This is a genomic window from Mycobacterium shimoidei, from assembly GCF_900417275.1.
GTDB lineage: Bacteria > Actinomycetota > Actinomycetes > Mycobacteriales > Mycobacteriaceae > Mycobacterium > Mycobacterium shimoidei.
The window spans coordinates 1,634,928-1,659,514 of record NZ_UEGW01000001.1; the positions used below are offsets into that span (position 1 = coordinate 1,634,928).

At 64.7% G+C, this 24,587-nt stretch carries 26 protein-coding genes; 16 read left to right on the forward strand and 10 right to left on the reverse strand.

What is annotated here, in order from left to right; all coding sequences use genetic code 11:
• Positions 1 to 143: 143 nt before the first annotated feature.
• The 7 genes from MSP7336_RS07930 to MSP7336_RS07960 all read left to right on the forward strand — a co-directional run bounded on the left by MSP7336_RS07930 (position 144) and on the right by MSP7336_RS07960 (position 7,038).
• A complete protein-coding gene (locus tag MSP7336_RS07930) occupies positions 144 to 1,394 on the forward strand; it encodes a cytochrome P450 (RefSeq protein WP_069394795.1) in 1,251 nt (416 codons plus the stop codon).
• Positions 1,394 to 2,407 (forward strand): acyl-CoA dehydrogenase family protein, encoded by a 1,014-nt coding sequence (locus MSP7336_RS07935; protein ID WP_113963444.1) that lies wholly within the window; start codon positions 1,394 to 1,396, stop codon positions 2,405 to 2,407. The genes MSP7336_RS07930 and MSP7336_RS07935 overlap by 1 nt, the downstream gene beginning before the upstream one ends.
• Positions 2,392 to 3,555, forward strand: coding sequence for an acyl-CoA dehydrogenase FadE29 (gene fadE29 / locus MSP7336_RS07940; RefSeq protein ID WP_069394797.1), 1,164 nt, complete (start codon positions 2,392 to 2,394; stop codon positions 3,553 to 3,555). Before MSP7336_RS07935 ends, fadE29 begins: the two co-directional genes overlap by 16 nt.
• Positions 3,552 to 4,502 carry a bifunctional MaoC family dehydratase N-terminal/OB-fold nucleic acid binding domain-containing protein gene (locus tag MSP7336_RS07945; RefSeq protein WP_113963445.1) on the forward strand — a complete coding sequence of 317 codons (951 nt, stop codon included), beginning with the start codon at positions 3,552 to 3,554 and terminating at the stop codon, positions 4,500 to 4,502. Before fadE29 ends, MSP7336_RS07945 begins: the two co-directional genes overlap by 4 nt.
• Positions 4,499 to 4,900, forward strand: a complete 402-nt coding sequence (locus MSP7336_RS07950) for a MaoC family dehydratase (protein ID WP_113963446.1) — start codon at positions 4,499 to 4,501, stop codon at positions 4,898 to 4,900. Before MSP7336_RS07945 ends, MSP7336_RS07950 begins: the two co-directional genes overlap by 4 nt.
• Positions 4,900 to 6,060, forward strand: coding sequence for a lipid-transfer protein (locus MSP7336_RS07955; RefSeq protein WP_113963447.1), 1,161 nt, complete (start codon positions 4,900 to 4,902; stop codon positions 6,058 to 6,060). Before MSP7336_RS07950 ends, MSP7336_RS07955 begins: the two co-directional genes overlap by 1 nt.
• Before the next feature lie 129 nt (positions 6,061 to 6,189).
• On the forward strand, positions 6,190 to 7,038 hold the full coding sequence (locus MSP7336_RS07960) for an endonuclease domain-containing protein (RefSeq protein ID WP_113964831.1): 849 nt from the start codon (positions 6,190 to 6,192) through the stop codon (positions 7,036 to 7,038).
• 62 nt (positions 7,039 to 7,100) lie between these two features.
• On the opposite strand, the gene MSP7336_RS07965 is transcribed toward MSP7336_RS07960, so the two are convergent.
• On the reverse strand, positions 7,101 to 7,961 hold the full coding sequence (locus MSP7336_RS07965; RefSeq protein WP_069394801.1) for a MaoC/PaaZ C-terminal domain-containing protein: 861 nt from the start codon (positions 7,959 to 7,961) through the stop codon (positions 7,101 to 7,103).
• A 3-nt stretch (positions 7,962 to 7,964) separates the two neighbouring features.
• Positions 7,965 to 9,623 (reverse strand): 3-oxosteroid 1-dehydrogenase, encoded by a 1,659-nt coding sequence (gene kstD, locus MSP7336_RS07970; RefSeq protein WP_069394935.1) that lies wholly within the window; start codon positions 9,621 to 9,623, stop codon positions 7,965 to 7,967.
• Positions 9,624 to 9,695: 72 nt separating this feature from the next.
• On the opposite strand from kstD, the gene MSP7336_RS07975 reads away from it, so the two are divergent.
• From MSP7336_RS07975 to MSP7336_RS08005, 7 genes are all read left to right on the forward strand, one after another.
• Positions 9,696 to 10,481, forward strand: coding sequence for a 2-keto-4-pentenoate hydratase (locus tag MSP7336_RS07975; RefSeq protein ID WP_113963448.1), 786 nt, complete (start codon positions 9,696 to 9,698; stop codon positions 10,479 to 10,481).
• 12 nt (positions 10,482 to 10,493) lie between these two features.
• Positions 10,494 to 11,408, forward strand: coding sequence for an acetaldehyde dehydrogenase (acetylating) (locus MSP7336_RS07980; protein ID WP_113963449.1), 915 nt, complete (start codon positions 10,494 to 10,496; stop codon positions 11,406 to 11,408).
• 49 nt (positions 11,409 to 11,457) lie between these two features.
• Positions 11,458 to 12,519, forward strand: a complete 1,062-nt coding sequence (dmpG, locus tag MSP7336_RS07985; RefSeq protein WP_113963450.1) for a 4-hydroxy-2-oxovalerate aldolase — start codon at positions 11,458 to 11,460, stop codon at positions 12,517 to 12,519.
• A 19-nt stretch (positions 12,520 to 12,538) separates the two neighbouring features.
• Positions 12,539 to 12,832 carry a hypothetical protein gene (locus MSP7336_RS07990; RefSeq protein ID WP_069394805.1) on the forward strand — a complete coding sequence of 98 codons (294 nt, stop codon included), beginning with the start codon at positions 12,539 to 12,541 and terminating at the stop codon, positions 12,830 to 12,832.
• Positions 12,833 to 12,930: 98 nt separating this feature from the next.
• On the forward strand, positions 12,931 to 14,070 hold the full coding sequence (locus MSP7336_RS07995; RefSeq protein WP_069394806.1) for a hypothetical protein: 1,140 nt from the start codon (positions 12,931 to 12,933) through the stop codon (positions 14,068 to 14,070).
• Entirely contained in the window at positions 14,067 to 14,849 is a 783-nt protein-coding gene (locus tag MSP7336_RS08000; RefSeq protein WP_069394807.1) for an SDR family oxidoreductase, read from the forward strand. The genes MSP7336_RS07995 and MSP7336_RS08000 overlap by 4 nt, the downstream gene beginning before the upstream one ends.
• Positions 14,849 to 15,994: a sulfotransferase family protein gene (locus MSP7336_RS08005; RefSeq protein WP_069394808.1), complete on the forward strand. Its 1,146-nt coding sequence runs from the start codon at positions 14,849 to 14,851 to the stop codon at positions 15,992 to 15,994. The genes MSP7336_RS08000 and MSP7336_RS08005 overlap by 1 nt, the downstream gene beginning before the upstream one ends.
• Positions 15,995 to 16,001: 7 nt before the next feature.
• Here the strand turns inward: MSP7336_RS08005 and MSP7336_RS08010 are convergent, their stop codons facing one another.
• Positions 16,002 to 16,460 carry a hypothetical protein gene (locus MSP7336_RS08010; RefSeq protein ID WP_113963451.1) on the reverse strand — a complete coding sequence of 153 codons (459 nt, stop codon included), beginning with the start codon at positions 16,458 to 16,460 and terminating at the stop codon, positions 16,002 to 16,004.
• Entirely contained in the window at positions 16,457 to 17,608 is a 1,152-nt protein-coding gene (locus MSP7336_RS08015) for a 3-ketosteroid-9-alpha-monooxygenase, oxygenase component (RefSeq protein ID WP_069394810.1), read from the reverse strand. The genes MSP7336_RS08010 and MSP7336_RS08015 overlap by 4 nt, the downstream gene beginning before the upstream one ends.
• A 112-nt stretch (positions 17,609 to 17,720) precedes the next feature.
• Here MSP7336_RS08015 and MSP7336_RS08020 point away from each other — a divergent pair, with 112 nt between their 5' ends.
• A complete protein-coding gene (locus tag MSP7336_RS08020; RefSeq protein ID WP_069394811.1) occupies positions 17,721 to 18,245 on the forward strand; it encodes a gamma carbonic anhydrase family protein in 525 nt (174 codons plus the stop codon).
• Positions 18,246 to 18,251: 6 nt separating this feature from the next.
• Here the strand turns inward: MSP7336_RS08020 and MSP7336_RS08025 are convergent, their stop codons facing one another.
• The 6 genes from MSP7336_RS08025 to MSP7336_RS08050 form a co-directional block, all read right to left on the reverse strand.
• Positions 18,252 to 18,758, reverse strand: a complete 507-nt coding sequence (locus MSP7336_RS08025; protein WP_139819696.1) for a hypothetical protein — start codon at positions 18,756 to 18,758, stop codon at positions 18,252 to 18,254.
• A gap of 117 nt (positions 18,759 to 18,875) precedes the next feature.
• The gene (locus MSP7336_RS08030) at positions 18,876 to 19,283 is read right to left on the reverse strand and encodes a nuclear transport factor 2 family protein (RefSeq protein WP_069394813.1); all 408 of its coding nucleotides are present in this window, start codon (positions 19,281 to 19,283) and stop codon (positions 18,876 to 18,878) included.
• A gap of 7 nt (positions 19,284 to 19,290) precedes the next feature.
• Positions 19,291 to 20,172 (reverse strand): TIGR03619 family F420-dependent LLM class oxidoreductase, encoded by an 882-nt coding sequence (locus MSP7336_RS08035; protein ID WP_069394814.1) that lies wholly within the window; start codon positions 20,170 to 20,172, stop codon positions 19,291 to 19,293.
• A gap of 11 nt (positions 20,173 to 20,183) precedes the next feature.
• A complete protein-coding gene (locus MSP7336_RS08040) occupies positions 20,184 to 21,362 on the reverse strand; it encodes a thiolase domain-containing protein (RefSeq protein WP_069394815.1) in 1,179 nt (392 codons plus the stop codon).
• 57 nt (positions 21,363 to 21,419) lie between these two features.
• Positions 21,420 to 22,481: a thiolase domain-containing protein gene (locus MSP7336_RS08045; protein WP_069394816.1), complete on the reverse strand. Its 1,062-nt coding sequence runs from the start codon at positions 22,479 to 22,481 to the stop codon at positions 21,420 to 21,422.
• Positions 22,482 to 22,491: 10 nt separating this feature from the next.
• The gene (locus MSP7336_RS08050) at positions 22,492 to 23,484 is read right to left on the reverse strand and encodes a Zn-ribbon domain-containing OB-fold protein (protein WP_084226322.1); all 993 of its coding nucleotides are present in this window, start codon (positions 23,482 to 23,484) and stop codon (positions 22,492 to 22,494) included.
• 70 nt (positions 23,485 to 23,554) lie between these two features.
• Between MSP7336_RS08050 and MSP7336_RS08055 the strand changes: the two genes are divergently transcribed.
• Positions 23,555 to 24,586, forward strand: a complete 1,032-nt coding sequence (locus tag MSP7336_RS08055; RefSeq protein WP_069394817.1) for an LLM class F420-dependent oxidoreductase — start codon at positions 23,555 to 23,557, stop codon at positions 24,584 to 24,586.
• The last annotated feature ends 1 nt before the right edge of the window (position 24,587 follow it).

Sequence of the window (24,587 nt, forward strand, 5' to 3'; positions counted from 1 at the left end):
AGGATGCCCCGGCACCTTTTTTCTACGGTGAAGGCATGTTTTACTGGCAGCAGAGGTCCACTAGGAGAGCTAGTGTCCTGGACTCTCCAGTGACGCGGCCAGCCGCAGGACCAGCATAAGGACTCGCAGTAAGGAGAAGTAGCGTGCCTAGTCCGAATCTGCCGCCCGGGTTCGATTTCCTCGACCCGGACGTAAATGTTAAAGGGCTGCCGGTTGCCGAGTTAGCCGAATTGCGTAAGTCCGCGCCCATCTTCTGGGTCGAGGTCCCGGGCGGGACGGGAGGCTTCGGGGACAAGGGCTACTGGGCCATCACCAAGCACAAGGACGTCAAGGAGATCTCGCTGCGCAGCGACATCTTCTCCAGCCAGCAGGACTGCGCCATTCCGGTCTGGCCGAAGACGATGACACGCGAGCAGATCGACTTGCAGCGCAACGTCATGCTCAACATGGACGCCCCGCACCACACCCGACTCCGCAAGATCATCTCGCGTGGATTCACCCCGCGGGCCATCGGACGGCTGCGCGACGAACTGGATGCCCGCGCGCAGAACATCGCCAAGACCGCCGCCGCGGCAGGTGCCGGCGACTTCGTCGAGCAGGTGTCATGCGAACTGCCGTTGCAGGCGATCGCCGGGCTGCTGGGCGTCCCGCAGGAGGACCGGGACAAGATCTTCCGCTGGTCCAACGAGATGACCGGCAACGAAGACCCCGAGTACGCGCACATCGACCCGGCGATGTCGTCGGCCGAGCTGATCGCATACGCGATGAAGATGGCCGAGGAGCGGGCCAAGAATCCCGGGGACGACATCGTCACCAAGTTGATCCAGGCCGACATCGAGGGCGAGAAGCTCTCCGACGACGAGTTCGGGTTCTTCGTGGTGATGCTCGCCGTCGCCGGCAACGAGACCACCCGCAACTCGATCACCCACGGCATGATCGCGTTCTCGGAGTACCCCGACCAATGGGAACTGTTCAAGAAGGAACGTCCGGAGACCGCGCCCGACGAGATCGTGCGCTGGGCAACTCCGGTCACCGCGTTCCAGCGCACCGCCCTGGAGGACACCGAGTTGTCCGGCGTGAAAATCAAAAAGGGTGAGCGGGTGGTGATGTTCTATCGATCGGCCAACTTCGATGAAGAGGTATTCGAGGACCCGTTCAGGTTCAACATCTTGCGAAACCCCAACCCGCACGTCGGCTTCGGCGGTACCGGCGCGCACTACTGCATCGGCGCAAACCTGGCCAAGATGACGATCAGCCTCATCTTCAACGCCGTGGCCGACCACATGCCGGACCTCAAGCCGCTTTCCAAGCCGGAACGGTTGCGGTCGGGGTGGCTGAACGGCATCAAGCATTGGCAGGTCGACTACACCGGCAAGTGCCCGGTGGCCCACTGATGGATTTCACCCTCGAACCGGCGCAGCAGGCCGTCGCCGACGTCGTCACGTCGGTGTTGGGCCGGGACAACAGCTATGAGGCGCTCGTAGCGGGTGGTGTGACGGCGCTCCCGCTGCCCGAACGGCTCGGCGGCGACGGAGTCGGCTTGGCCGAGATCGCGACGGCGCTCACCGAAATCGGTCGGCATGGCCTCGTCAGCCCCGCGCTGGCCACCCTCGGTTTCGGTGCGTTGCCGCTGCTGGACTTGGCGTCCGAAGAGCAGCAGGACCGCTATCTTGCCGGGCTGGGCAAGGGTTCACTGCTCACCGCCGCGCTGAACGAGCCCGGGACGGCGCTTCCCGAGCGGCCCGCGGTGACACTGGCAAAGAACCGGCTGTCCGGCACCAAACTTTGCGTCGGGTATGCCGAACAAGCCGAGTGGCTGGTCGTGACGGCCGACAGCGCTGTGGTCGTCGTCTCGCCCAAGGCCGACGGCGTCGAGCTGACCAAAGTGCCGACGTCCAACGGATCCGACGAGTACGTGGTGAGGTTCTCCGACGCCGAGATCGATGGGGTACTGCACGGCGCGAGCACACACCGGGTGAATCAGCTGGCGCTGGCGTCGGTCGGTGCTTACGCCGCGGGTCTGGTCGCCGGTGCGCTTCGGCTGACCGCCGACTATGTGGCCAACAGACACCAGTTCGGCAAGCCGCTGTCTACCTTCCAGACGGTGGCGGCCCAGCTTGCTGAGGTCTACATCGCTTCGCGAACAATCGATTTGGCGTCGGCGTCGGTGGTCTGGCGACTTTCCCAGGGACGAGACGCCGACGACGACTCAGATGTGCTGGGCTACTGGATTACCTCGCAAGCGCCGCCGGTGATGCAGATTTGCCACCACCTGCATGGCGGGATGGGGATGGACGTCACCTACCCGATGCACCGGTATTACTCCACGATCAAGGACCTGACCCGGCTGTTGGGCGGGCCTTCTCATCGTCTCGATTTGGTGGGAGCACAATGTTCATCGACCTGACCCCTGAGCAGCGCCAGCTGCAAGCCGAGCTGCGGCAATACTTCTCGGATCTGGTTTCGTCCGACGAAGCGAAGGCGATGAAGCAGGACCGCCACAACGAGGCGTACCGTGCGGTGATCCGGCGGATGGGACGGGACCGCAAGCTCGGGGTCGGATGGCCGAAAGAGTTCGGCGGTCTGGGTTATGGTCCCGTCGAGCAGCAGATCTTCGTCAACGAAGCACACCGGGCCGACGTGCCGTTGCCCGCCGTGACGCTACAGACGGTGGGGCCCACCCTGCAGGTGTTCGGCAGCGAGATGCAGAAGAAGAAGTTCCTGCCCGCCATCCTGGCCGGTGAGGTGCACTTCGCGATCGGCTACACCGAGCCGGAGGCGGGTACCGACCTTGCGTCGTTGCGCACCACCGCGATTCGCCAGGGCGACGAGTATATCGTCAACGGCCAGAAGATCTTTACGACCGGCGCGCATGATGCCGACTACATCTGGCTGGCTTGCCGGACCGACCCGGAAGCCGCGAAGCACAAAGGTATTTCGATTCTGATCGTCGACACCAAAGATCCCGGCTTCTCCTGGACGCCGATCATCCTGTCCGACGGTGCTCATCACACCAATGCCACGTACTACAACGACGTGCGGGTGCCCGTCGACATGCTGGTCGGCAAGGAGAACGACGGCTGGCGGCTGATCACCACCCAACTCAACAACGAGCGAGTGATGCTCGGTCCGGCCGGCCGGTTCGCCAGCATCTACGACCGGGTGCGTGCCTGGGCGGCCAAGCCGGGAGCTGACGGCGTCACCCCGATCGATCACGACGACGTGAAGCGCGCCCTGGGCGAGATCCATTCGATTTGGCGGATCAACGAGCTGCTCAACTGGCAGGTGGCGGCGGCCGGCGAGGACATCAACGTGGCCGACGCCGCTGCGACGAAAGTCTTCGGTACCGAGCGTGTTCAGTATGTCGGTCGGCTTGCCGAAGAAATCGTGGGCAAATACGGGAATCCGGCGGAGCCGGAAACCGCCGAGCTGCTGGAATGGCTTGACTTGCAGACCAAGCGCAATCTGGTGATCACCTTCGGCGGTGGTGTCAACGAGGTGATGCGAGAGATGATCGCGGCGGCGGGTCTCAAGGTTCCGAGGGTGCCTCGATGAGCGAGCTTGCCGAAGCCATCGCAGAAATCAAAGCGGCCGGCGCACCCAAGCCGCGCGTTGCCCGGGATCCGGTCAATCAGCCGATGATCAACAACTGGGTAGAGGCGATCGGCGACCGCAACCCGATCTATGTCGACGAGGCCGCGGCCCGCGAGGCAGGGCATCCCGGAATTGTGGCTCCCCCGGCCATGATCCAGGTATGGACGATGTTCGGTCTGGGCGGGCAACGTCCCAAGGACGATCCGATCGGCCCGCTGATGAAGTTGTTCGATGACGCCGGCTATATCGGCGTGGTCGCCACCAACTGCGAGCAGTTCTACCACCGCTACCTGCGGCCCGGTGAGCACGTCAGCGTGACTTCTGAGATGGGTGACGTCGTCGGGCCCAAGCAGACCGCGCTTGGCGAAGGGTACTTCATCAACCAGCACATCGTCTGGCGGGTCGGCGATGAGGACGTCGCCGAGATGAACTGGCGCATCCTCAAATTCAAACCACGTGAGTCTGCGCAGGCTTCACCCGTGCCGGCGGACCTCGATCCCGACACCATGATGCGCCCATCGTGGTCGAAGGACACCGCGTTCTTCTGGGAGGGCGTCAACGCGCACGAGCTGCGAATCCAGAAGCGCCCCGACGGCAGCCTGCAGCACCCACCGGTGCCCGCGGTGTGGCAGGACAAAGAGGCGCCGATCGACTACGTCGTGGCCAGTGGCAAAGGCACCGTGTTCAGCTTCGTGGTGCACCATGCACCGAAGGTGCCGGGGCGCAGCCTGCCGTTTGTGATCGCGCTTGTCGAGCTCGAGGAGGGGGTGCGGATGCTTGGTGAGCTACGTGGTGTGGACCCTGCACGTGTGGAAATCGGAATGCCGGTCCGCGCAACCTATATCGACTTTCCCGCCAGTGATCGCGGGCCGGCGTGGACGCTGTATGCCTGGGAGCCTGACGCATGAGCGCACCGGTTGTCGAAGTCGGTACCAAGCTGCCCGAGCTCAAGCTGTACGGCGATCCGACGTTCATCATCTCGACGGCCTTGGCTACCAGGGATTTTCAGGATGTGCACCATGACCGGGACAAGGCACAGGCCAAGGGGTCCAAGGACATCTTCGTCAACATCCTCACCGACACCGGTCTGGTGCAGCGGTATGTCACCGACTGGGCTGGTCCGTCGGCGGTCATCAAGTCGATCAGCCTGCGGCTGGGGGTGCCGTGGTATGCCTATGACACCGTGACATTCTCCGGTGAGGTCACGGCTGTCGAGGATGGCCATGTGACGGTGAAAGTAGTGGGCCGCAACAGCCTTGGGGATCATGTCATCGCGACCTCGACGTTGACGATCGGAGGCGCGTGATGTTGTCGAAAAAGGCCGCGATCGTCGGGATCGGTGCGACCGACTTCTCCAAGAATTCCGGTCGCAGTGAACTGCGGCTGGCCGCCGAGGCGGTTGCCGACGCTTTGGACGACGCCGGACTTACGCCTTCCGACGTCGACGGGCTGACCACGTTCACGATGGACTCCAACACCGAAGTGGCCGTCGCCCGCGCCGCCGGCATCGGTGAGCTGAAGTTCTTCTCCAAGATCCACTACGGCGGTGGCGCAGCGTGCGCGACCATCCAGCAGGCGGCGATCGCTGTGGCCACCGGGGTCGCCGAGGTTGTGGTGGCGTATCGGGCATTCAACGAGCGATCCGGGGTGCGCTTCGGGCAGGTGCAGACCCGGCTGACCGAGAACGCCGACTCGACCGGGGTGGACAATTCGTTTTCGTATCCGCATGGTCTTTCGACGCCGGCCGCCCAGGTCGCGATGATCGCCAAGCGCTACATGCATCTGTCGGGGGCGACCAGTCGCGACTTCGGCGCCATCTCGGTGGCCGACCGCAAACACGCGGCCAACAACCCCAAGGCCTACTTCTACCAAAAGCCGATCACCATTGAAGACCACCAGAATTCACGCTGGATCGCCGAGCCGCTGCGGCTGCTGGACTGCTGCCAGGAGACCGACGGCGCGGTAGCGATCGTGGTGACATCCGTTGAGCGGGCGAAGGATCTCAAGCACCGACCGGCTGTCATCGACGCGGCGGCCCAGGGCGCCAGCCCCGACCAGTACACGATGGTCAGCTATTACCGGCCCGAACTCGGCGGGTTGCCGGAGATGGGGGTCGTCGGAAAGCAGCTCTGGTCGCAGTCTGGTCTACGGCCGGCCGATATCCAGACCGCGATCCTCTACGACCACTTCACCCCGTTCACCCTGATTCAGTTGGAGGAGTTGGGGTTCTGCGGCTGGGGCGAGGCCAAGGATTTCATCGCCGACGGTGCAATCGAGATCGGCGGACGGTTGCCCATCAATACTCATGGGGGTCAACTCGGCGAGGCATACATCCACGGCATGAACGGCATCGCCGAAGGAGTGCGCCAGCTTCGCGGCACCTCGGTGAACCAGGTGCCCGACGTCGAGCACGTGCTGGTCACCGCGGGCACCGGCGTCCCCACGTCGGGCCTCATCCTGAGCTGACTTTCCCTCCCGCCCCCGCCGAGTGTGCGGCCAGCCGCACCGTCGTGTCCCAGCGTGCGGCCAGCCGCACGCTGGACGACTGTGCATAGCTGAAGTGATGGCGGTTGCGCCGCCTGCGATGCTGCGATGGTGCGACAGCCGTTTATTGGTAGCGAGGCCATCGCGGCGGGCACCGTGACCAAATCTCAACTGGCTACGCGGTACCGGCGACTCTTTCCCGACGTCTATGTAGATCGCGATGTCGAGGTCACTGCCGAGTTATCTGCGAGGGCGGGCTGGCTTTGGACCGGCCGTCGAGGTGTGGTTGCAGGATTCGCGGCAGCTGCCTTGCATGGCAGCGAGTGGGTCGATGACGCACAGGTCGTAGATCTGATTCACACCAATGGACGCAGTGCGCCGGGAATACGGACGCACCGAGACCGTATCGACGATGACGAGATCGAGTTGGTAGCCGGGGTGCCGGCCACTTCGCCAGTAAGGACGGCGCTGGACCTCGGGTGTTGGTACCCGATGAGCAAGGCCGTGGCGGGTATCGACGCGCTTGCCCGCGCAACGGGAATCGTGGTGGCCAATGTCGAGCTGCTCACTCGCAGATACGCCGGACGTAGAGGCATCAGGCGTGCACGTCGAGCTGCGGATCTGTTCGATGCGGGCGCACAGTCACCCAAGGAGTCCTGGCTGCGCGTCATCCTGATGCAGGCGGGGTTGCCTAGGCCGCAGACCCAAATCCCGGTCTACGACGGCTTCGGTGATGCGTTCGCTTATCTCGACATGGGCTGGCCCGAGCTGAAGGTGGCAGTCGAGTATGACGGCGAACAACACCGCCAAGATCGCATCCGCTACAGCTGGGATGTCAGGCGGCACGAGAGGCTGCAGCGCTGCGGCTGGATCGTCATCCGGGTGCTGGCCGGCGATCGGGAAGCGGACATCCTTCGCCGGGTTCGTGCGGCATTGGGTGCTCGGCGATTGTGCGCCTAGCCGCACATTCGGGCGCGAGTGTGCGGCTAGACGCACGCTCGGCGAGAGGGAGGGGGTGGGGGCTACGCGGGGATTAGCTCCACGCCGCTGAGCACCACGGCGTTGTCCCGGGAAGGTGCGACGACGCTGGCCACCAGCCGGCCGTCTTCTTTCCAAACGGCGACCCGCAGTGTTTCACCGGGATAGGCCACCCCGGCGAACCGGGCGCCGTAGGAGCGGACCGCGGCGGCGTCGGCGTCCAGCAGTGCGTCGACGATGGCTTTGCACGTCATGCCATACGTGCACAGGCCATGCAGGATCGGTCGGGGAAATCCTGCGGCAGCTGCGAATTCGGGATCCGAGTGCAGCGGATTGCGATCCCCGCACAGTCGATACAGCAGCGCCTGCTGCGGCAGGATGGGGATGTCCAACTCGACGTCCGGTGCACGTTCCGGCGCGGCCACCGACGTCGACGGGCCGCGCTCACCGCCGAATCCACCCTCGCCGCGGGCGAAGATAGACCGGCGCTGCGTCCACAGCGGCGCGCCGTCGGTGCCGGTCACCGACGTCTCGAGCACCACCACCGCGGCCTTGCCCTTGTCCCAGATCTCGACGATCCGGCTTGTGGCGCGGGCGCTTCCGGACGGCGGCAGCGGCGCGGGCACCGTCACCTGCTCGGACGCGTGCAGGATCTTGGCCAGGTCGATCTCGACACCGGGCCAGCTGACCTTTGGCGGCTCGATTTCGTTGAACGAGGCGGCGACACAGCCGAATGTGGGGAGCACCTGCGGGCTGTTGTCGACCACGTAGCTGAGCTCACGCGGGTCAATCGGATCCGCGCCCGCTCCCAGCGCCAGGTTGTAGAGCTGCACATTGGTTGCTGTCCACGAGAACTCGACGGTGCCGAACTCCGCACCGAGTGCGACATCCAAATCGATCGGCATCTGTTAAGCCTCCCCGGCGATATGCAGTGCTGCCAAGTATCCGAACGTCATCGCCGGGCCGATGGTACCGCCCGGACCGGGATACGTATGTCCCATCACCGGAGCACTGACATTACCTGCGGCGTAAAGACCTTCGATGATGCTGCCGTCGTCGCGCAGGGCCCGTCCGTGCACATCGGTGCGGATACCGCCCTTGGTGCCCAGGTCGCCCGGCACCAATTTGGCCGCGTAATACGGCGGGTGGCTGATCTCGCCGAGATTGGGGTTGGGCTTGTTGGTCGGATCACCGTAGTAACGGTCGTAGGCGCTCTCTCCGCGGTGGTAGTCCTCGTCGACGCCCGAGCGGGCGAACCCGTTGAATCGTTGCACGGTCGCGACAAACTCGTCGACGGGCAGACCGGCCTTGGAAGCCAATTCTTCCAGCGTGCCGGCTTTGACGATGACGCCGGAGTCTATCCATTTGCTGGGAATGGGTTTTCCCGGTTGCAGGCCGGCAAAGATGTAGCGGTTGCGATACCGCTGGTCGAAAACCAGCCATGCCGGAATGTTCTCGCCCGGGCCGGGTCCTTGCCCGTATTGGCCGCCGTACATGTGATGGCATGCCTCGACGTAGGGCATCGACTCGTTCATGAACCGCTTGCCGGACATGTTGACGATGATCGATCCGGGGGAGTTGCGCTCCGACAAGGCGAACCACGGCGCGCCCACCAGCGGTACCGTCGGGCCCCACCAGGCGTCCTCCATCAATTCCAGTGCGGCACCGAGCTTTTCAGCCGCGAGAATTCCGTCGCCGGTATTGGCCGCCGCACCCACCGTCCACTCGGTGGTAATCGGCGCACGCTGGTATTTGACCCGCATCTGCTCATTGTGCTCGAATCCGCCGCAGGCCAGGATCACCCCGCGCCGGGCCTTGATCAGCTCTCCGTCGTTGACATACACCCCGCGCACGGCGCCGTCTTCGACGTGGAGGTCAGTCAGCGCGGTGTTGAGCCGGACCGGAACGCCGGCCTGCCGCAACCCGATTCGCAACGGTCCGATCAGCGCGCGCCCCATCCCGACCAGGTTCTTGCGGGTCGCCTGTGCCCACATCGTGCGGGCTCCGACCTTCAGGCTACGCAGCACCCCACGGGGATGACGCTTGAGTTGGTTCAGCCGCACGTAATCCTGCTGCATCACAACCACATTGAGCGGCACCTTGCCGTACGGCGGCTCCAGTCCGGGCAGGTCGGGGCCGAGCTTGCGGGCGTCGAACGGCTTGGGCTCGATGGACCGGCCGCCCGGACGACCGCCCGGAGCCTCGGGGTAGTAGTCGGAATAACCCGGCACCCAGCACATCTTCAGCGGCGTGTGCTTGAGAACGAAAGACAGCATTTCGGGTCCGTGCTGCAAATAGGCGTCGATGCGTTCCGGCTCGACGACGCCGCCGATGATTCCGTGCAAGTAGGTGCGGGCCGCTTCCGGGGTATCGGACACCCCGGCCTGCTTGAGGACCTCGTTGTTGGGAATCCACACGCCGCCACCTGAACGCGCGGTCGATCCGCCGTAGTGGGCAGCCTTCTCGATGACTATTGTCGAGAGGCCTCGATGAGCGGCGGCCAGGGCAGCAACCATGCCGGCGGCGCCGCTTCCGACCACGACGACGTCGAACTCCTGAGCTGTCATGTAGAACACGTTATAGAATTGCCGGGGCTGGGCGCTACCGCCCCGGTCACAACGACGAGGGGACTTCGGTCAATGATCCCGGTTGCCACCCGTGACGCGCTGGCCGCCGACCTGGCACAGGCCGAGCGGAGCCGTCAGCCGATCACGCCGTTGACCACTGCGCACCCGGAGATCGACGTCGTCGACGCCTACGAGATACAGCTGATCAACATCCGGCAACGGGTCGCCGAGGGAGCCCGGGTGGTCGGCCACAAGGTCGGGCTGTCGTCGTTGGCGATGCAGCAGATGATGGGGGTCGACGAGCCGGACTACGGCCACCTGCTCGACGAAATGCAAGTGTTCGAGGACACCCCGGTGAAGGCGGCCAATTACCTGTATCCGCGGGTGGAGGTCGAGGTGGGTTTCGTCCTTTCCGACGACCTGCCCGGCGCGCAATGCACCGAAGACGACGTGCTCAAGGCGACGGCAGCGTTCGCCCCGGCCATCGAGCTGATCGACAGCCGCATCACCGACTGGAAGATCGCGCTGTGCGACACCATCGCCGACAACGCGTCCTCGGCGGGGTTTGTCCTGGGTGAAGAACGGGTCGCGCCCACCGACATCGACATCACGAGCATCGACGCGGTGCTGACCCGCAACGGCGAGGTGGTGGCCAAGGGCCGCAGCGACGCGGTATTGGGCAATCCGGTCACCGCGGTGGCATGGCTGGCCCGCAAGGTGGAAAGCTTTGGGGTGCGGCTGCGAAAAGGGGACATCGTCTTACCCGGATCGTGCACCCGGGCCATCGACGCCCGGCCCGGCGACAACTTTGTCGCCGAGTTCGCCGGGCTCGGGTCGGTCCGGTTGTCGTTCGAATAACGAGGAGCAGTCATGGCGTCCAAGGCCTCAGTCGCGATCGTCGGATCGGGCAACATCAGCACCGACCTGATGTACAAGCTGCTGCGCTCGGAATGGCTCGAGCCGCGCTGGATGGTCGGCATCGACCCGGAAAGCGAGGGCCTGGCGAGGGCGCGCAAACTCGGCCTTCAGACCAGCCACGAGGGAGTCGACTGGCTGCTGGCTCAGCCCGAAAAGCCCGACCTGCTCTTCGAGGCGACCAGCGCCTACGTGCACCGGGAAGCCGCCCCGAGGTACGCCGACGCCGGCATCCGGGCGATCGACCTGACGCCGGCCGCCGTCGGGCCTGCGGTCATCCCGCCGGCGAATCTGCGCGAACACCTCGACGCCCCGAACGTCAACATGATCACCTGCGGCGGTCAGGCGACGATCCCGATCGTGTATGCGGTCTCCAGGGTCGTGCAGGTGCCGTACGCCGAAATTGTGGCGTCGGTGGCGTCGGTGTCGGCCGGCCCGGGCACCCGCGCCAACATCGACGAATTCACCAAAACGACCGCTAAGGGTGTGGAAACCATCGGCGGCGCGCATCGCGGCAAAGCGATCATCATCTTGAACCCGGCTGAACCGCCGATGATCATGCGCGACACCATCTTCTGCGCCATTCCCGAGAACGCCGACCGCGATGCGATCGCAAAGTCCATCCACGACGTGGTGGCCGAAGTGCAGACCTACGTGCCCGGTTATCGGCTGCTCAACGAGCCGCAGTTCGACGAGCCGTCGATGAACTCCGGCGGCCAGGCGTTGGTCACCACGTTCATCGAGGTAGAGGGCGCGGGCGATTACCTGCCGCCGTATGCGGGAAATCTCGACATCATGACCGCGTCGGCCACCAAGGTCGGCGAGGAGATCGCCAAGGAAACCCTCAGCGTCGCGGGAGGCGCGCGATGACTCGCGCCCTCGACGATGCAGAGCGCAGCGATGAGGAGGAGCGGCGCAAATGACTACCGATATCTTCTTCAACCCCGTGTGGGACGTGCGCATCACGGACACCTCGCTGCGGGACGGGTCGCACCACAAACGCCACCAATTCACCAAAGACGAAGTGCACGCGATCGTCGCCGCTCTGGACACCGCCGGGGTGCCGGTGATCGAAGTGACCCACGGCGACGGCCTGGGCGGGTCGAGCTTCAACTACGGCTTCTCCAAGACACCCGAGCAAGAGCTGATCAAGCTGGCCGCCGACACCGCGAAAGAGGCCAAGATCGCGTTCTTGATGCTGCCGGGCGTGGGCACCAAAGAAGACATCAAAGAGGCTCAGAACAACGGCGGCTCGATCTGCCGGATCGCCACCCACTGCACCGAGGCCGACGTGTCGATTCAGCACTTCGGGTTGGCCCGCGAGCTGGGGCTGGAAACCGTCGGCTTTCTGATGATGGCGCACACCATTCCGCCGGAGAAGCTGGCCGCCCAGGCCCGCATCATGGCCGACGCCGGCTGCCAATGTGTCTACGTGGTCGACTCCGCCGGCGCCCTGGTGTTGGAAGGCGTGCGTGACCGGGTGGCCGCGTTGGTCGCCGAGCTCGGCGACGACGCCCAGGTCGGGTTCCACGGCCACGAGAACCTCGGTCTGGGGGTAGCCAACTCGGTGGAGGCGGTTCGTGCCGGGGCCAAACAGATCGACGGCAGTTGCCGACGGTTCGGCGCCGGCGCGGGCAACGCGCCGGTGGAAGCCCTCATCGGGGTCTTCGACAAGATCGGCGTCAAGACGGGCATCGACTTCTTCGACATCGCCGACGCGGCCGAGGACGTCGTTGCCCCGGCCATGCCCGCGGAATGCCTGCTGGACCGCAACGCGCTGATCATGGGGTACTCCGGGGTGTACTCCAGCTTCCTCAAGCACGCGGTCCGTCAGTCCGAGCGCTACGGAGTGCCGGCGCATGTGCTGTTGCACCGTGCCGGCCAGCGCAAGCTCATCGGCGGCCAGGAAGATCAACTCATCGACATCGCGCTGGAGATCAAGCGGGAGCAGGAAAGCGGCGCACAGGCCACACAAAGGTAGCGCGAGTAGCCTGGCGCGCATGAGCACATCCACGACAATCGGCAGGCTCGGCCGCGTGCTTGCCGGCGGGCTACTCTCCGCGACCGCCGCGACGGTGATCGCGCTGCCGTTAGCCGGCCCGGCGATCGCTCAATGCGAGCAGGACGTCGGTAGTTCCATCGACGCGTACCTGCAGCGCCACCCCGACCTCCACCAGCAGTTGCAGGCCAAGTCACGGGGCGAGGGTGGTAACGGCAGCGTCATCGACTACCTGAACCGGCATCCCGACGTACGCCAGCATCTGATCGAGCTGTCCCACACGTGCGTTCCGTAGTGAGTCAGTCTCGTCTTTAAACGTCTTTGAACGCGGCGGCAGACGGGCGCCCACGTTCGCCCATTGACGAAAATTAGAACACGTTCTAGCGTCGAGGCGTGGTCTCTCCACTCTTTTCCGAGCCGCTAGCGTCCGCGATCGCCGAAGCCGAGGAACTCGTCACCTCGGCGCCGCACATCGAAACCGAAGCCGACCTGCTCGAGGGGTTGCAGTACCTGGCGGGCTGCGTTGCCGCATGCATCCATCTGGCATTCGACTACGAGCGTGACCATCCGTTTTTGCTGTCGGGCACCGGCCCGTTCACCAAGATGGGCTTGGACAACCCCGACACCTTGTACTTCGGTTGCCGCGTACACGCCAACCACGACTATCTGGTCAGCGGAACCCGCGGGACCACAACCGACCTGAGTTTCCAGCTGCTCGGTGGCGAGTACACCGACGACAACGTGCCGGTCAGCCAGGTGGCCTTCGACGACCGCGAGCTCGACATCGCCGAGGACGGCAGCTTCGAATGGCGGGTGCGGCCGACCGGGCCCGGACAGCTGGTGATCCGCGAGGTCTACGGCGACTGGTCACAGCGACGCGGCACGGTGACGATTTCCCGGCTGGACACCGCGGGCACCGCGCCGCCGCCGCTGACCCGCGCGACGATCGAAAAGCGTTACGCCGTGGCGGCAAGCCAACTCGTCAGCCGGGTGAAGACCTGGCTGCAATTCCCGCAATGGTTCTACCTGAACATTCCGGTCAACACGATGGTGCCGCCGCGGCTGACGCCCGGAGGTTTGTCGACCCAGTACTCGTCGGCGGGACATTTCGACCTGCGGCCGGACCAGGCGCTGGTCATCACGCTACCGGTCACCGACGCGCCGTATCTCGGCTTTCAGCTGGGCAGCATGTGGTACATCTCGCTGGACTACATCAATCACCAAACTTCGCTGAATGCCACTCAGGCGCAAGCGGATCCGGACGACAAGATTCGCATCGTGGTGGCTGACCAGAACCCGGGCGTCACCAACTGGGTGGAAACGCTCGGGCATCGGCGCGGCTTTCTGCAGTTCCGCTGGCAGCGGGTATCGCGTGAGCTCACCGAGGCTGACGGGCCGACCGTCGAGCTCGTCGACTTCGACGCAGTCCCTTCGGTACTGCCGTATTACGAACACAACAAGATTTCCGACGAGGGCTGGCGTGCGCGAATTGCGCAGCGCCAACAGCAAATTGCGGCGAGGATGCTGGGATGACGATGATGCTCGACGGCAAGGTAGTGGTGATCAGCGGGGTGGGGCCGGGTCTGGGCACCACTCTGGCGCATCGGTGTACTCAAGAGGGTGCCGACCTGGTGCTGGCGGCACGCACCGCCGAACGTCTCGACAATGTCGCCAAACAGGTTGCCGACGCCGGCGGGCGTGCGGTGACCGTGCCCACCGACATCACCGACGACGATCAGGTGAAAAACCTCGTCGAGGCGACGATGGAGGCCTATGGCAGGGTCGATGCGCTGATCAACAACGCGTTCCGGGTGCCATCGATGAAGCCGTTGGCCGGCACGACATTTCAGCATATCCGCGACGCTATCGAGCTGAGCGCGCTCGGTGCGCTGCGGCTGATCCAGGGCTTTACGCCCGCGCTGGCCGAATCGCACGGCGCAGTGGTCAACGTCAACTCGATGGTGATCCGGCACTCGCAGGCGAAATACGGCGCCTACAAGATGGCCAAGTCGGCGCTGCTTGCCATGTCGCAGTCACTTGCCACCGAGCTCGGTGAGCAAGGTATCCGCGTCAATTCCGTTGCACCCGGGTATATCTGGGGTGAGACGTTGCAGAGCTACTTCAACCATCAGGCGGGCAAGTACGGCACCACCGCCGAGCAGATCTATCAGGCCACCGCGGCGAACTCTGACCTCAAGCGGCTACCCACCGAGGACGAGGTGGCGTCGGCAATCCTTTTCATGGCAAGTGATCTGTCCAGCGGCATCACCGGCCAGACGCTCGATGTCAACTGCGGCGAATACCACACGTAATGACCGAACGCACGGACATCGCGACCGTCGACGAGCTGCACGCGTCGGCCACCAAGCTGACCGGGCTCGATGACTTCGGCGCCGACGACGACAACTACCGCGAAGCGCTGAGCGTGCTGCTGGAGTCTTACCGGCAAGAAGCCGGACTCACCGTGTTGGGCAGCAAGATGAACCGCTTCTTTCTGCGCGGCGCCTTGGTGGCCAGGCTGCTGTCCGAAGCCGCGTGGAAGCAACACCCGCAACATGCCGACGTGGTTATCGAGCAGCCCATCTTCGTCACCGGGCTGGTGCGCACCGGGACCACCGCCTTGCACCGACTGCTGGGCGCCGATCCCGCCCACCAGGGTCTGCACATGTGGCTGGCCGAGTTCCCGCAGCCGCGTCCGCCGCGCGACACCTGGGAATCCAATCCGCTGTATCGCCAACTCGACGCCCAATTCAACCGGCATCACGCGGAAAACCCGGGCTACACCGGTCTGCATTTCATGGCCGCATACGAGCTGGAGGAATGCTGGCAGCTGCTGCGGCAGTCGTTGCACTCGGTGTCCTATGAGACCCTGGCGCACCTGCCCACGTATTCGAAATGGCTGTCGCAGCAGGACTGGACGCCGGCATATCGGCGACACCGCAAGAACCTTCAGCTGATCGGACTCAACGACGCCGACAAACGGTGGGTACTGAAGAATCCCAGCCATCTGTTTGCGCTGGACGCGCTGATGGCGACCTACCCCGACGCACTCGTCATCCAGACACATCGGCCGGTCGAGACGATCATGGCCTCGATGTGTTCGCTGGCTCAGCACACCACCGAGGGATGGTCGACGACGTTCGTCGGCGCCCAAATCGGCGCCGACACAATGGAAACCTGGGCGCGCGGTCTGGAGAGATTCAACACCGCACGCGCCAAATACGACCCGGCCCAGTTCTACGACGTCGACTATCGCGACTTCATCGCCGATCCGCTTGGCACGGTGGCCGATATCTACCGTCACTTCGATATCCCGCTGACCGACGAGGCCCGGCAGGCCATGGAAAAGAGCCACGCCGAAAGCCAATCCGGCGAGCGCGCGCCCAGGCACACGTATTCGCTGGCCGATTACGGATTGACCGCCGAGCAGGTCAAGGAACGTTTCGCCGGTCTGTGACGGCTACTCAGCCGTCGCCGGGTGCCGGGGCGGTGGATGCTTGGTCCAAAACCCCTTCGGCGAGGGCATGTTTGATGCTGTCGGTCAATTTCGGGCATGATTTGGCGCGGGCGCTGTCGACACCGGACGCTCGGAGCTCGGCGAAATAGGCGCAGCGCTGTGAGGCGCCGGTGTTCCACTGCACTGCGGTGTGGCCCGGCCCCAGGCTCTTGACCTGGACGGTGACATGGCAGAACCGACAGTCCACCGGTTGCAGCCCCGACGTCAGGTAGCGTTCGCGGTCGGCTTCGGTGGCCCTGCGAACCGCCGCGGCGCGGTCCGGATCCGTCGTGAAAGACGGTGCCTTGGACCACGATCCGCTGCTTTGATCCGCCGCGGGCGAATGTGAATCGTCGTGGTCGCCGAGCAACGCCAACATTGACCGAGCCAGCCGGTCGACGTCGGGCGGCTGCTCATGTGGGCTCATGTCGCCGGCTGCTCCGCCTTCTCGCCGGCTTGCCGCTTGAGGTTTTCCTCGACTTCGCGGTGCCACTTCTCGTTGGCGACGGTGGTGTCCACCTCGATCTCGAAGCGGTCGGTCATATCCGGGGTGACGTCGGCGACGTCGACATAGAACTGCTGATACCAACGCCGCATCTGATAGACCGCGCCGTCCTCTTCCACAAGCAGCGGGTTGTCGATGCGGGTCTTGTGCTTCCAGATCTCGACGTCCTGCAGGAAGCCCTTACTGACGCCTTCGGTGAAGGTATTGGCCAGCTTCTCGGTCATCTCCTCATCCAAGCCCTTGGGCTTTTCGACGATGACGCCCCACTGCAACACGAACGAGTCCTGGGTCACCGGGTAGTGGCAATTGATCAAGATGGACTCGGCCTTGTAGTCGCCGTAGGTGTTGTGCAGCCAGTTGATCATGAACGACGGGCCGAAGTAGGACGCCTCCGAATCCAAGTGGGCTTCGCCGTAGGAGGTGCCCATGTCGGTGACGTCCGGGCGGCCGACGTTGTGCAGGTACTGCGATGCGATGTGACCTTCGAACACGTTCTTGAAGTACGTCGGCAGCCCGAAGTGGATGTAGAAGAAGTGCGCCATGTCGGTGACGTTGTCGATGATGTCGCGGCAGTTGCTGCCCTCGATCAGAATCGAGTTCCACTTCCAGTCGGTCCACTCGTCACTGGCCGCCTCGGGGATCTCCGGGATCCGCACCTCAGGCTGCGGTGGGTTGCCCTCGTGGTCGTGCCACACGAACAGCAGTCCGCCGCGCACGTCGGTGGTCCAGGAGCGGGTGCGGGCCAGTCGCGGGGTGCGCTTGGCATAGGGCACCAGTTTGCACTTGCCGTCGCCGCCCCAGCGCCAATCGTGGAACGGGCAAGCGACCTCGTCGCCCTTGATGGTGCCCTGGGCCAGGTCGCCCCCCATGTGCCGGCAATAGCCGTCCAGGACGTGCAGCTCGCCGCGTGAGTCGGCGAATACCACGAGATGGGTGCCGAACGCGTCGATACCGTGCGGTTTCCCGTCCAAGTAGCTCTTGACCGGGCCAAGGCAGTGCCAGCCGCGGGCATACCTGTCGGGCAGGGTGCCGGTATCGATCTCCCGAATGCCGGCGGTCTCGGTAGCCATGACGCCTCCAACTCCGTGAGCTTCTAACTAGAACACGTTACAGTTTTTGCCGGGGAGCGCGCAACGACGGTGCTCTGGAGGGGTCGTACCCGGCTTGGGGTATATCTGAACGATGCCGCTGTTCTCTTTCGAGGGCCGATCGCCAAAGGTCGACCCCGCCGCCTTCATCGCCCCTACCGCCACTCTGATCGGCGACGTCACAGTCGAAGCGGGGGCGTCGGTGTGGTTCAACGCCGTGCTGCGCGGTGACTACGCTCCGGTCATCGTGCGCGAGGGCGCCAACATCCAGGACGGATCGGTGTTGCACGCGCCGCCGGGCATTCCGGTCGATATCGGCCCCGGGGCAACCGTGGCGCATATGTGCACCATTCACGGTGTTCACGTCGGCGCGGAGGCATTGATCGCCAACCATGCCACCGTCTTGGACGGTGCCGTGATCGGCGCGCGGAGTCTGATCGCCGCCGGGGCGCTGGTGGTCGGCGGGACCAAGATTCCCGACGAGGTCTTGGTGGTCGGAGCGCCGGCCACCATCAAGGGACCGATCGCCGGGACCGGCGCCGAGATGTGGGTGAACGCCAATCCGCAGGCCTACCAGGACCTGGCCCGGCGCTACCTGACCGGGCTCGAGCCGATCTAGCCAGCCTCAGACGAGGCCGAACTGAATCAGCAGAATGAACAGGTCGGCGAGGGGATCTTCGAACGGAATCGAGAACGTACTGTTCAGGAACGGGAACATCTCCGATTGGAAGGTGTTGATCGTCTCTCCGGCCATCCCGATGCCGATGTCCCCGGGCACTCCGAAGTCCGCCAGGTTGTTTTCCGGGTCGTCGCCGGAGGTCAGCACGTCGATGAACAGCGGAGTCGAGAAGACCACCGCGACAAAATTGTCGTCGGGGTCGCCGGCCGAGACGAGCGTGAACAGGCCTAAATCCCTGACGGAGCTGACAAAGTCCGGGTCGTCAACGGCCAACGTCAGCGGCGAGAGGTCGGGCCCGCTGATCAATGCGTCGCTCATGACGGCCGCGCCCACGCCCGCGTTGTCATCACCGGTGTCTGCATCGGCCACGCCGCAGGTCGCCAGCCCGATGAATCCGGCGCCCAACGCAGCGCCGACAGTTATGGCCACCCGGTGCCGAAGGACAGTACTCATGGGAGCTCCTTTCGACGACGTGCGTCATCTACATCACGTCAGGAGCGGGGCGGCGGTTCAACCCCCTGGCGGGTGAATGTGCTCGATCAGGCCCCCCGGGGGCGGCGCGGTGCCGAGCTAGACCGGCCGGGCGGTCGCGCTCGCGCGGTCGACTTCCCAATACGCGCGCAGCGCCGCCAGCTTGCCGTCGTCGTCGGCCTTATAGGTGAACACCCCTTCGGCGGTGACCTGGTAGCCGGCCGTGGTGATCACGATGTTGCCGACGTTGGCTTCCTCGTTGCCGCACTGGAAGGTGTCGTGGAAGTTGAATTCGATTTTGTCGGTCGGGGCGATCGCTTTGTCCCAGAACGCTGAAATCGCGTCGCGGCCGCGGTGGCCTTTGCCCTCCGGATCAAAATGCGACGGTCCGATGGGATCTTCGACGATGGCGTCGTCGGCGAATACTGCCAGCCAGGCGTCTTTGTCGCGGGCGATGACGGCCTCACGGGAGCGTTTGCCGGCCAAGTGTGCGGGTGAGTTGTTCATGGTTTGTTCAGCGGTCCTGCCATCCCGAATGGATATAGGTGTCGGCGAAACGCTTCAGCGAGTCCTTTTTCTCCTCCAGCGGCGCGTCGAAGCCCAGCCCGTCAAACACCCACGGGATGACGATGTTGTCGGTCACCCCGATCTCGGCGAGTTCGCGGTGGCCGTCGACGCCGAACTTGTCGATGCACACCGCCTGGATTTCGAACGGCTGATCGGCCCGCCCGTATTCGGCGCGCAACGCGCTGAGTTTGCCGATGGTTTCGGCGAGCTGTCCGGCGGTCATCATCGCGCTGGTCCAGCCGTCGCTGATGCGGGCGGCCCGCCGCAATGCGACGTCGGTGTGGCCGCCGACGTAAATCGGTACGGGTTGGCTGGGGGCCGGGCTCATCTGCAGTCGGCCGAAATCGTAGAACTCGCCGTGGAATTCGACCATGCCGCCTGCGAGCACCAGTTTGATGACCTCGATCATCTCGTCGACCCGCGCGCCTCGGCGCCGGTACGGCATCCCACACCACTCGAATTCTTCTGGTGCCCAGCCGATTCCGACACCGAAGCCGAACCTGTTGTTGGTCAGGTTGGCCACCGAGCCGACCTGGCGCGCCAGCAGCAGTGGGTGGCGGGAGCCGAGTTTCATCACGTTGGTGTAGAACCGCAGTGTCGAGGTGACCGCGCCCATCGCGGCGGCGGCGATCAGCGGATCAACCCACGGCGTGTTCTCGTCCCACATCCGCGACCCGTCCGGGGTGTAGGGATAGTCGGCCGCGGCTTTCTCCATATAAAACAGTGAGTCGGGCAGCGCGATCGCGTCGAACCCCACTTCTTCGGCGGTCTTGGCCAGCTCGATCAGCTGATCGATCGGGCCCATCGCGATGCTGCAGGTGTACTTCATCACTTGGCCTATCACTTGGCCCCGGGTTTGTCGGCGCCGACCACCCACATCGAGTAGTACTGGGAGCCGCCGCCGTAGGCGTGACCCAAAGCTTTACGCGCCCCCGGAACCTGGTGGTCGCCCGCCTTGCCCATCACCTGGATGGCCGCTTCGGCGAAGCGGATCAGCCCGGACGCGCCGATCGGATTCGACGACAGCACACCACCAGAGGCGTTGACCGGGATCCGGCCGCCGATCGCGGTTTCACCGGCCTCGGTGAGTTTCCAGCCCTCACCCTCGGGTGCGAATCCGAGGTTCTCCAGCCACATCGGTTCGAACCATGAGAACGGCACGTAGATCTCGGCGGCGTCGATCTCGTCGATCGGGCTGCTGATGCCGGCTGCCTTCCACAGTGCCTTGGCGGCGTCACGGCCGGCCTGCGGGTTGACCTGGTCGCGGCCGGCGTAGGCCAGCGGTTCGGTGCGCAGCGCGGTGGCGTGGATCCAGGCAACCGGATGACCTTCGGCGACCCGCCCGTCGGCGAGATCCTCGTTGCCGATCACCACCGCGCAGGCGCCGTCGGACGACGGGCAGGTCTCGTCGAAGCGAATGGGATCCCACAGCATCTGCGACGACATCACTTTCTCCAGCGTGATGTCCGGTTGATGCAGGTGCGCCAACGGGTTCTTGGCGCCGTTGCGCCTGTCCTTGACAGCCACCATGGCACCGATGTGTGTCGGCGCGCCCGATCGGCGGATGTAGGCGCGCACGTGCGGAGCGAAATAGCCACCGGCACCCGCACCCACAGGCTTGGTAAACGGCACCGGAATACTCAACGCCCACATGGCATTCGACTCGGACTGCTTCTCCCACGCCATCGCCAGCACGCGGCGGTAGCGGCCCGACTGCACCAAGCTCGCTGCCACCACGGCGGTCGACCCGCCCACCGAGCCCGCGGTGTGCACCCGGATCAGCGGCTTGCCGGTGGCGCCGACGGCGTCGGCCATGAACAGCTCCGGCATCATCACGCCCTCGAAGAAGTCGGGGGCTTTTCCGACGACGACAGCGTCGATGTCGTCCATGGTCGATCCGGAGTCGGACAATGCCTTGTCGATCGCCTCGCGGACCAGGCCGTTCATCGAGACGTCGTGGCGCTTGGAGACGTACTTCGTCTGGCCGGTGCCGAGCACCGCAGCAAGTCGTTTAGTCATTTGGCGCCACTCCTCCTCATCGCTTCGCTCTGCTTCGTCGCCGGCGCACCGCCACGATTATTTTCCTTCCAGCACGGCGACGAGATTCTGTTGCAACACCGGGCCGCTGGTCGCGTGCGCGAGAACCCGGCCTGCCGAGCCAGAGAAAATATGTTGTGCCGCAAAGCCGATGCGCTCCAACCCGGCCGAGAACATCGGGTTGGCCGCCAGTGCGCCGCCCGACGGGTTGACCTTCGTCGACGACGGCAGGCCGATAGCCTCGGTCAGGATCAGCTGCTGATGGGTGAACGGCGCATGAATCTCGGCCACCTCGATCGAGCTGGTGTCGCCGGCCGTCGCGGCCTTGGCGGATGCCTGCGTCGACGCAGACGCGGTCAGGTCACGGGCGCCCAACACCGGAGTCTCGATACGGTGCTCGATCCCGGTGATCCACGCGGGATTCTCCCGCAGCTCGCGGGCCCTCTCGCCGGCGGCCAGCACGATCGCCGACGCACCGTCGGTGATCGGCGCAATGTCGTGGCGGCGAAGGGGATCGGCGAAGAACGGCCGGGCCAGCAGCTCGTCGATGCTCTTCGCGGGCTTTTCCGAATCGGTGCGCCCGGCGGCGGCGAACGAGTCCAGCGCCACCTGCGCCATCTGCTCGGCCGTCCACTTGCCGGCGTCCAGGCCCAACCGGGCCTGCAACCCCGCCAGTGAAATCGAGTCCGGCCACAGCGGCGCAACCGAATACGGATCGGTCTGCAGCGCGAGCACCCTGCGCAGGGTGCCGGCCGAAGACTTGCCGAAGCCGTAGACAAGTGCGGTGTCGACCTCACCGGTCAACAGCTTGATGTAGGCCTCGTAAAGTGCCCACGCGCCGTCCATCTCGACATGCGACTCGTTGATCGGCGGCACTGCGCCGATCGAGTCGATCGCGGAGATGAACGAGAACGCCCTGCCGGCAAGATAATCCGACGAACCCGAGCACCAGAAGCCGATGTCGGTCTGCTCGAGCCCGAGTTCGTCGTAAAGCGCATGGAAGCACGGCATCAACATCTCGACGCCGTTGGTGGTGCCGTCGGTGCGGCGCACATGCGGCGCATGGGCGAATCCGACGACAGCTACCTCGCGTTCGGTCATCTTGAGTTCCTCACAGGTGGTGCTTGTAGGTGTCGTAATCGGCGTCGGGTTCGCCGGTCGGCTTGAAGTATTCGATGTTGTCGATGCCCAGACCCCGTTGGTCGCGGGGCTTCCACACCGCCTGCACCCGCATGCCCATCCGCACCTCGGAGGCGTCGATCTCGGAAATCAGGTGCAGGAACGGGATATCGGCGCCGTCGAGGAGGACGTACGCGGCGACGTACGGCGGTTTGATGCGCTGTCCGGCGAACGGAATGTTGATGATTGCGAACGTCGTCACCGTCCCCTTGTCGGGCAGCTCGACGAAGTTGTCGAGTTCCAGGCCCGTTGCCGGATCCGCTTCCCTGGGCGGGAAATACACCTTTCCGTCCTTGCCGGTGCGGGCGCCGAGCAACTTGCCCTCCTCGAGAGCCCGCAAGAACACGGTCTCGGGCAGTGACGCGGTGTGCTGGATTTCGACGCTGATCGGCGTCTCCTGGATGGTCACCGGGTCGCGGTCGTCGGTCGTTTCCTCGACGGGCTCGGCCTGCTCTCCGAGCGCGAAGTAGGCGATATCGGTGATCGCTCCAGCCGGCTCGTCGACCCAGTGGGCGTGCACGCGCGCACCGGTGCTGATCGCGTCGGATGATCCGACGTCGACGGCGTGCAGCAGCGGAATGTCGGCGCCGTCGAGCTTGATCAGCGCCCAGGCAAATGGCCGATCGAGCGGCTGCCCTTCCAGCGGCTCGGGCTGCCAGCTCCACGACAGCACGGTCCCGACACTTGCCACCGGTACGATCTCGGTCAATCGTTCATAGGTCACCGGGTCGAACTCGGCGGGCGGGACGTAAACCCGGCCATCGGAGCCCCGGACACCGACGATGCGTCGCTCACGCAGGGCGGTGAAGAACTGGCTGAGGATAGGTCCGACTGAACGGGTGTAGTTGAACGACAGTTTCAGAGGTGCCGAAAGAGGTCGCTGATCGGTATCGATCTGCACCGGGCTGCTTTGGCTGGTGGTCACAGCATCGAGTAGAACAGGTTCTAAGAATGGTTTCAAGATACGGTCGGGACCAGCAAGAAAGGCGGCTCGCATGAAGCTCGGACTCCAGCTGGGATATTGGGGCGCTGCGCCGCCGGAGAACGCCGGTGAACTGGTGGCCGCGGCCGAGGAGGCCGGCTTCGACGCGGTGTTCACCGCTGAAGCGTGGGGATCGGACGCCTACACGCCGCTGGCCTGGTGGGGATCGTCGACGCAGCGGGTGCGGCTGGGCACCTCGGTTGTGCAGCTCTCGGCGCGCACCCCGACTGCCTGCGCGATGGCCGCGCTGACGCTTGACCATCTCTGCGGTGGCCGGCACATGCTGGGCCTGGGCGTATCGGGTCCGCAGGTCGTCGAGGGCTGGTACGGCCAACCGTTTCCCAAGCCGTTGGCCCGCACCCGCGAATACATCGACATCGTTCGCCAGGTCTGGGCCCGCGAGAAGCCGGTGACCAGCGAGGGCCCGCACTACCCACTGCCGCTGACCGGCGCTGCGACAACGGGTTTGGGCAAAGCGCTCAAGCCCATCACCCACCCGCTGCGCTCTGACATCCCGATTCTGCTGGGCGCGGAGGGGCCCAAGAACGTCGCGTTGGCTGCCGAGATTTGTGACGGCTGGCTGCCGATCTTCTACACGCCGCGGCTGGCCGACACCTACAACGAGTGGCTCGATGAGGGGTTCGCCCGGCCGGGCGCGCGGCGCAGCCGTCAGGACTTCGAGATCTGTGCGACGGCCAACATCGTGATCACCGACGACCGCAGCGCCGCATTCGCGGCCATGAAGCCCTACATAGCGCTCTACATGGGCGGCATGGGCGCCGAGGACACCAACTTCCACGCCGACGTCTACCGCCGGATGGGCTACGCCGAGGTGGTCGACGACGTGACCAAGCTCTTTCGCAGCAACCAGAAGGACAAAGCCGCGGAGATCATCCCCGACGAGGTCATCAACGACGCCGCGATCGTGGGCGACGTCGACTACGTGCGTAAGCAGATCAAGGTCTGGGAGGCCGCCGGCGTCACGATGATGGTGGTCTCCGCGCGCAGCCCAGAGCAGGTCCGTGAGCTCGCGGGGTTGATCTAGC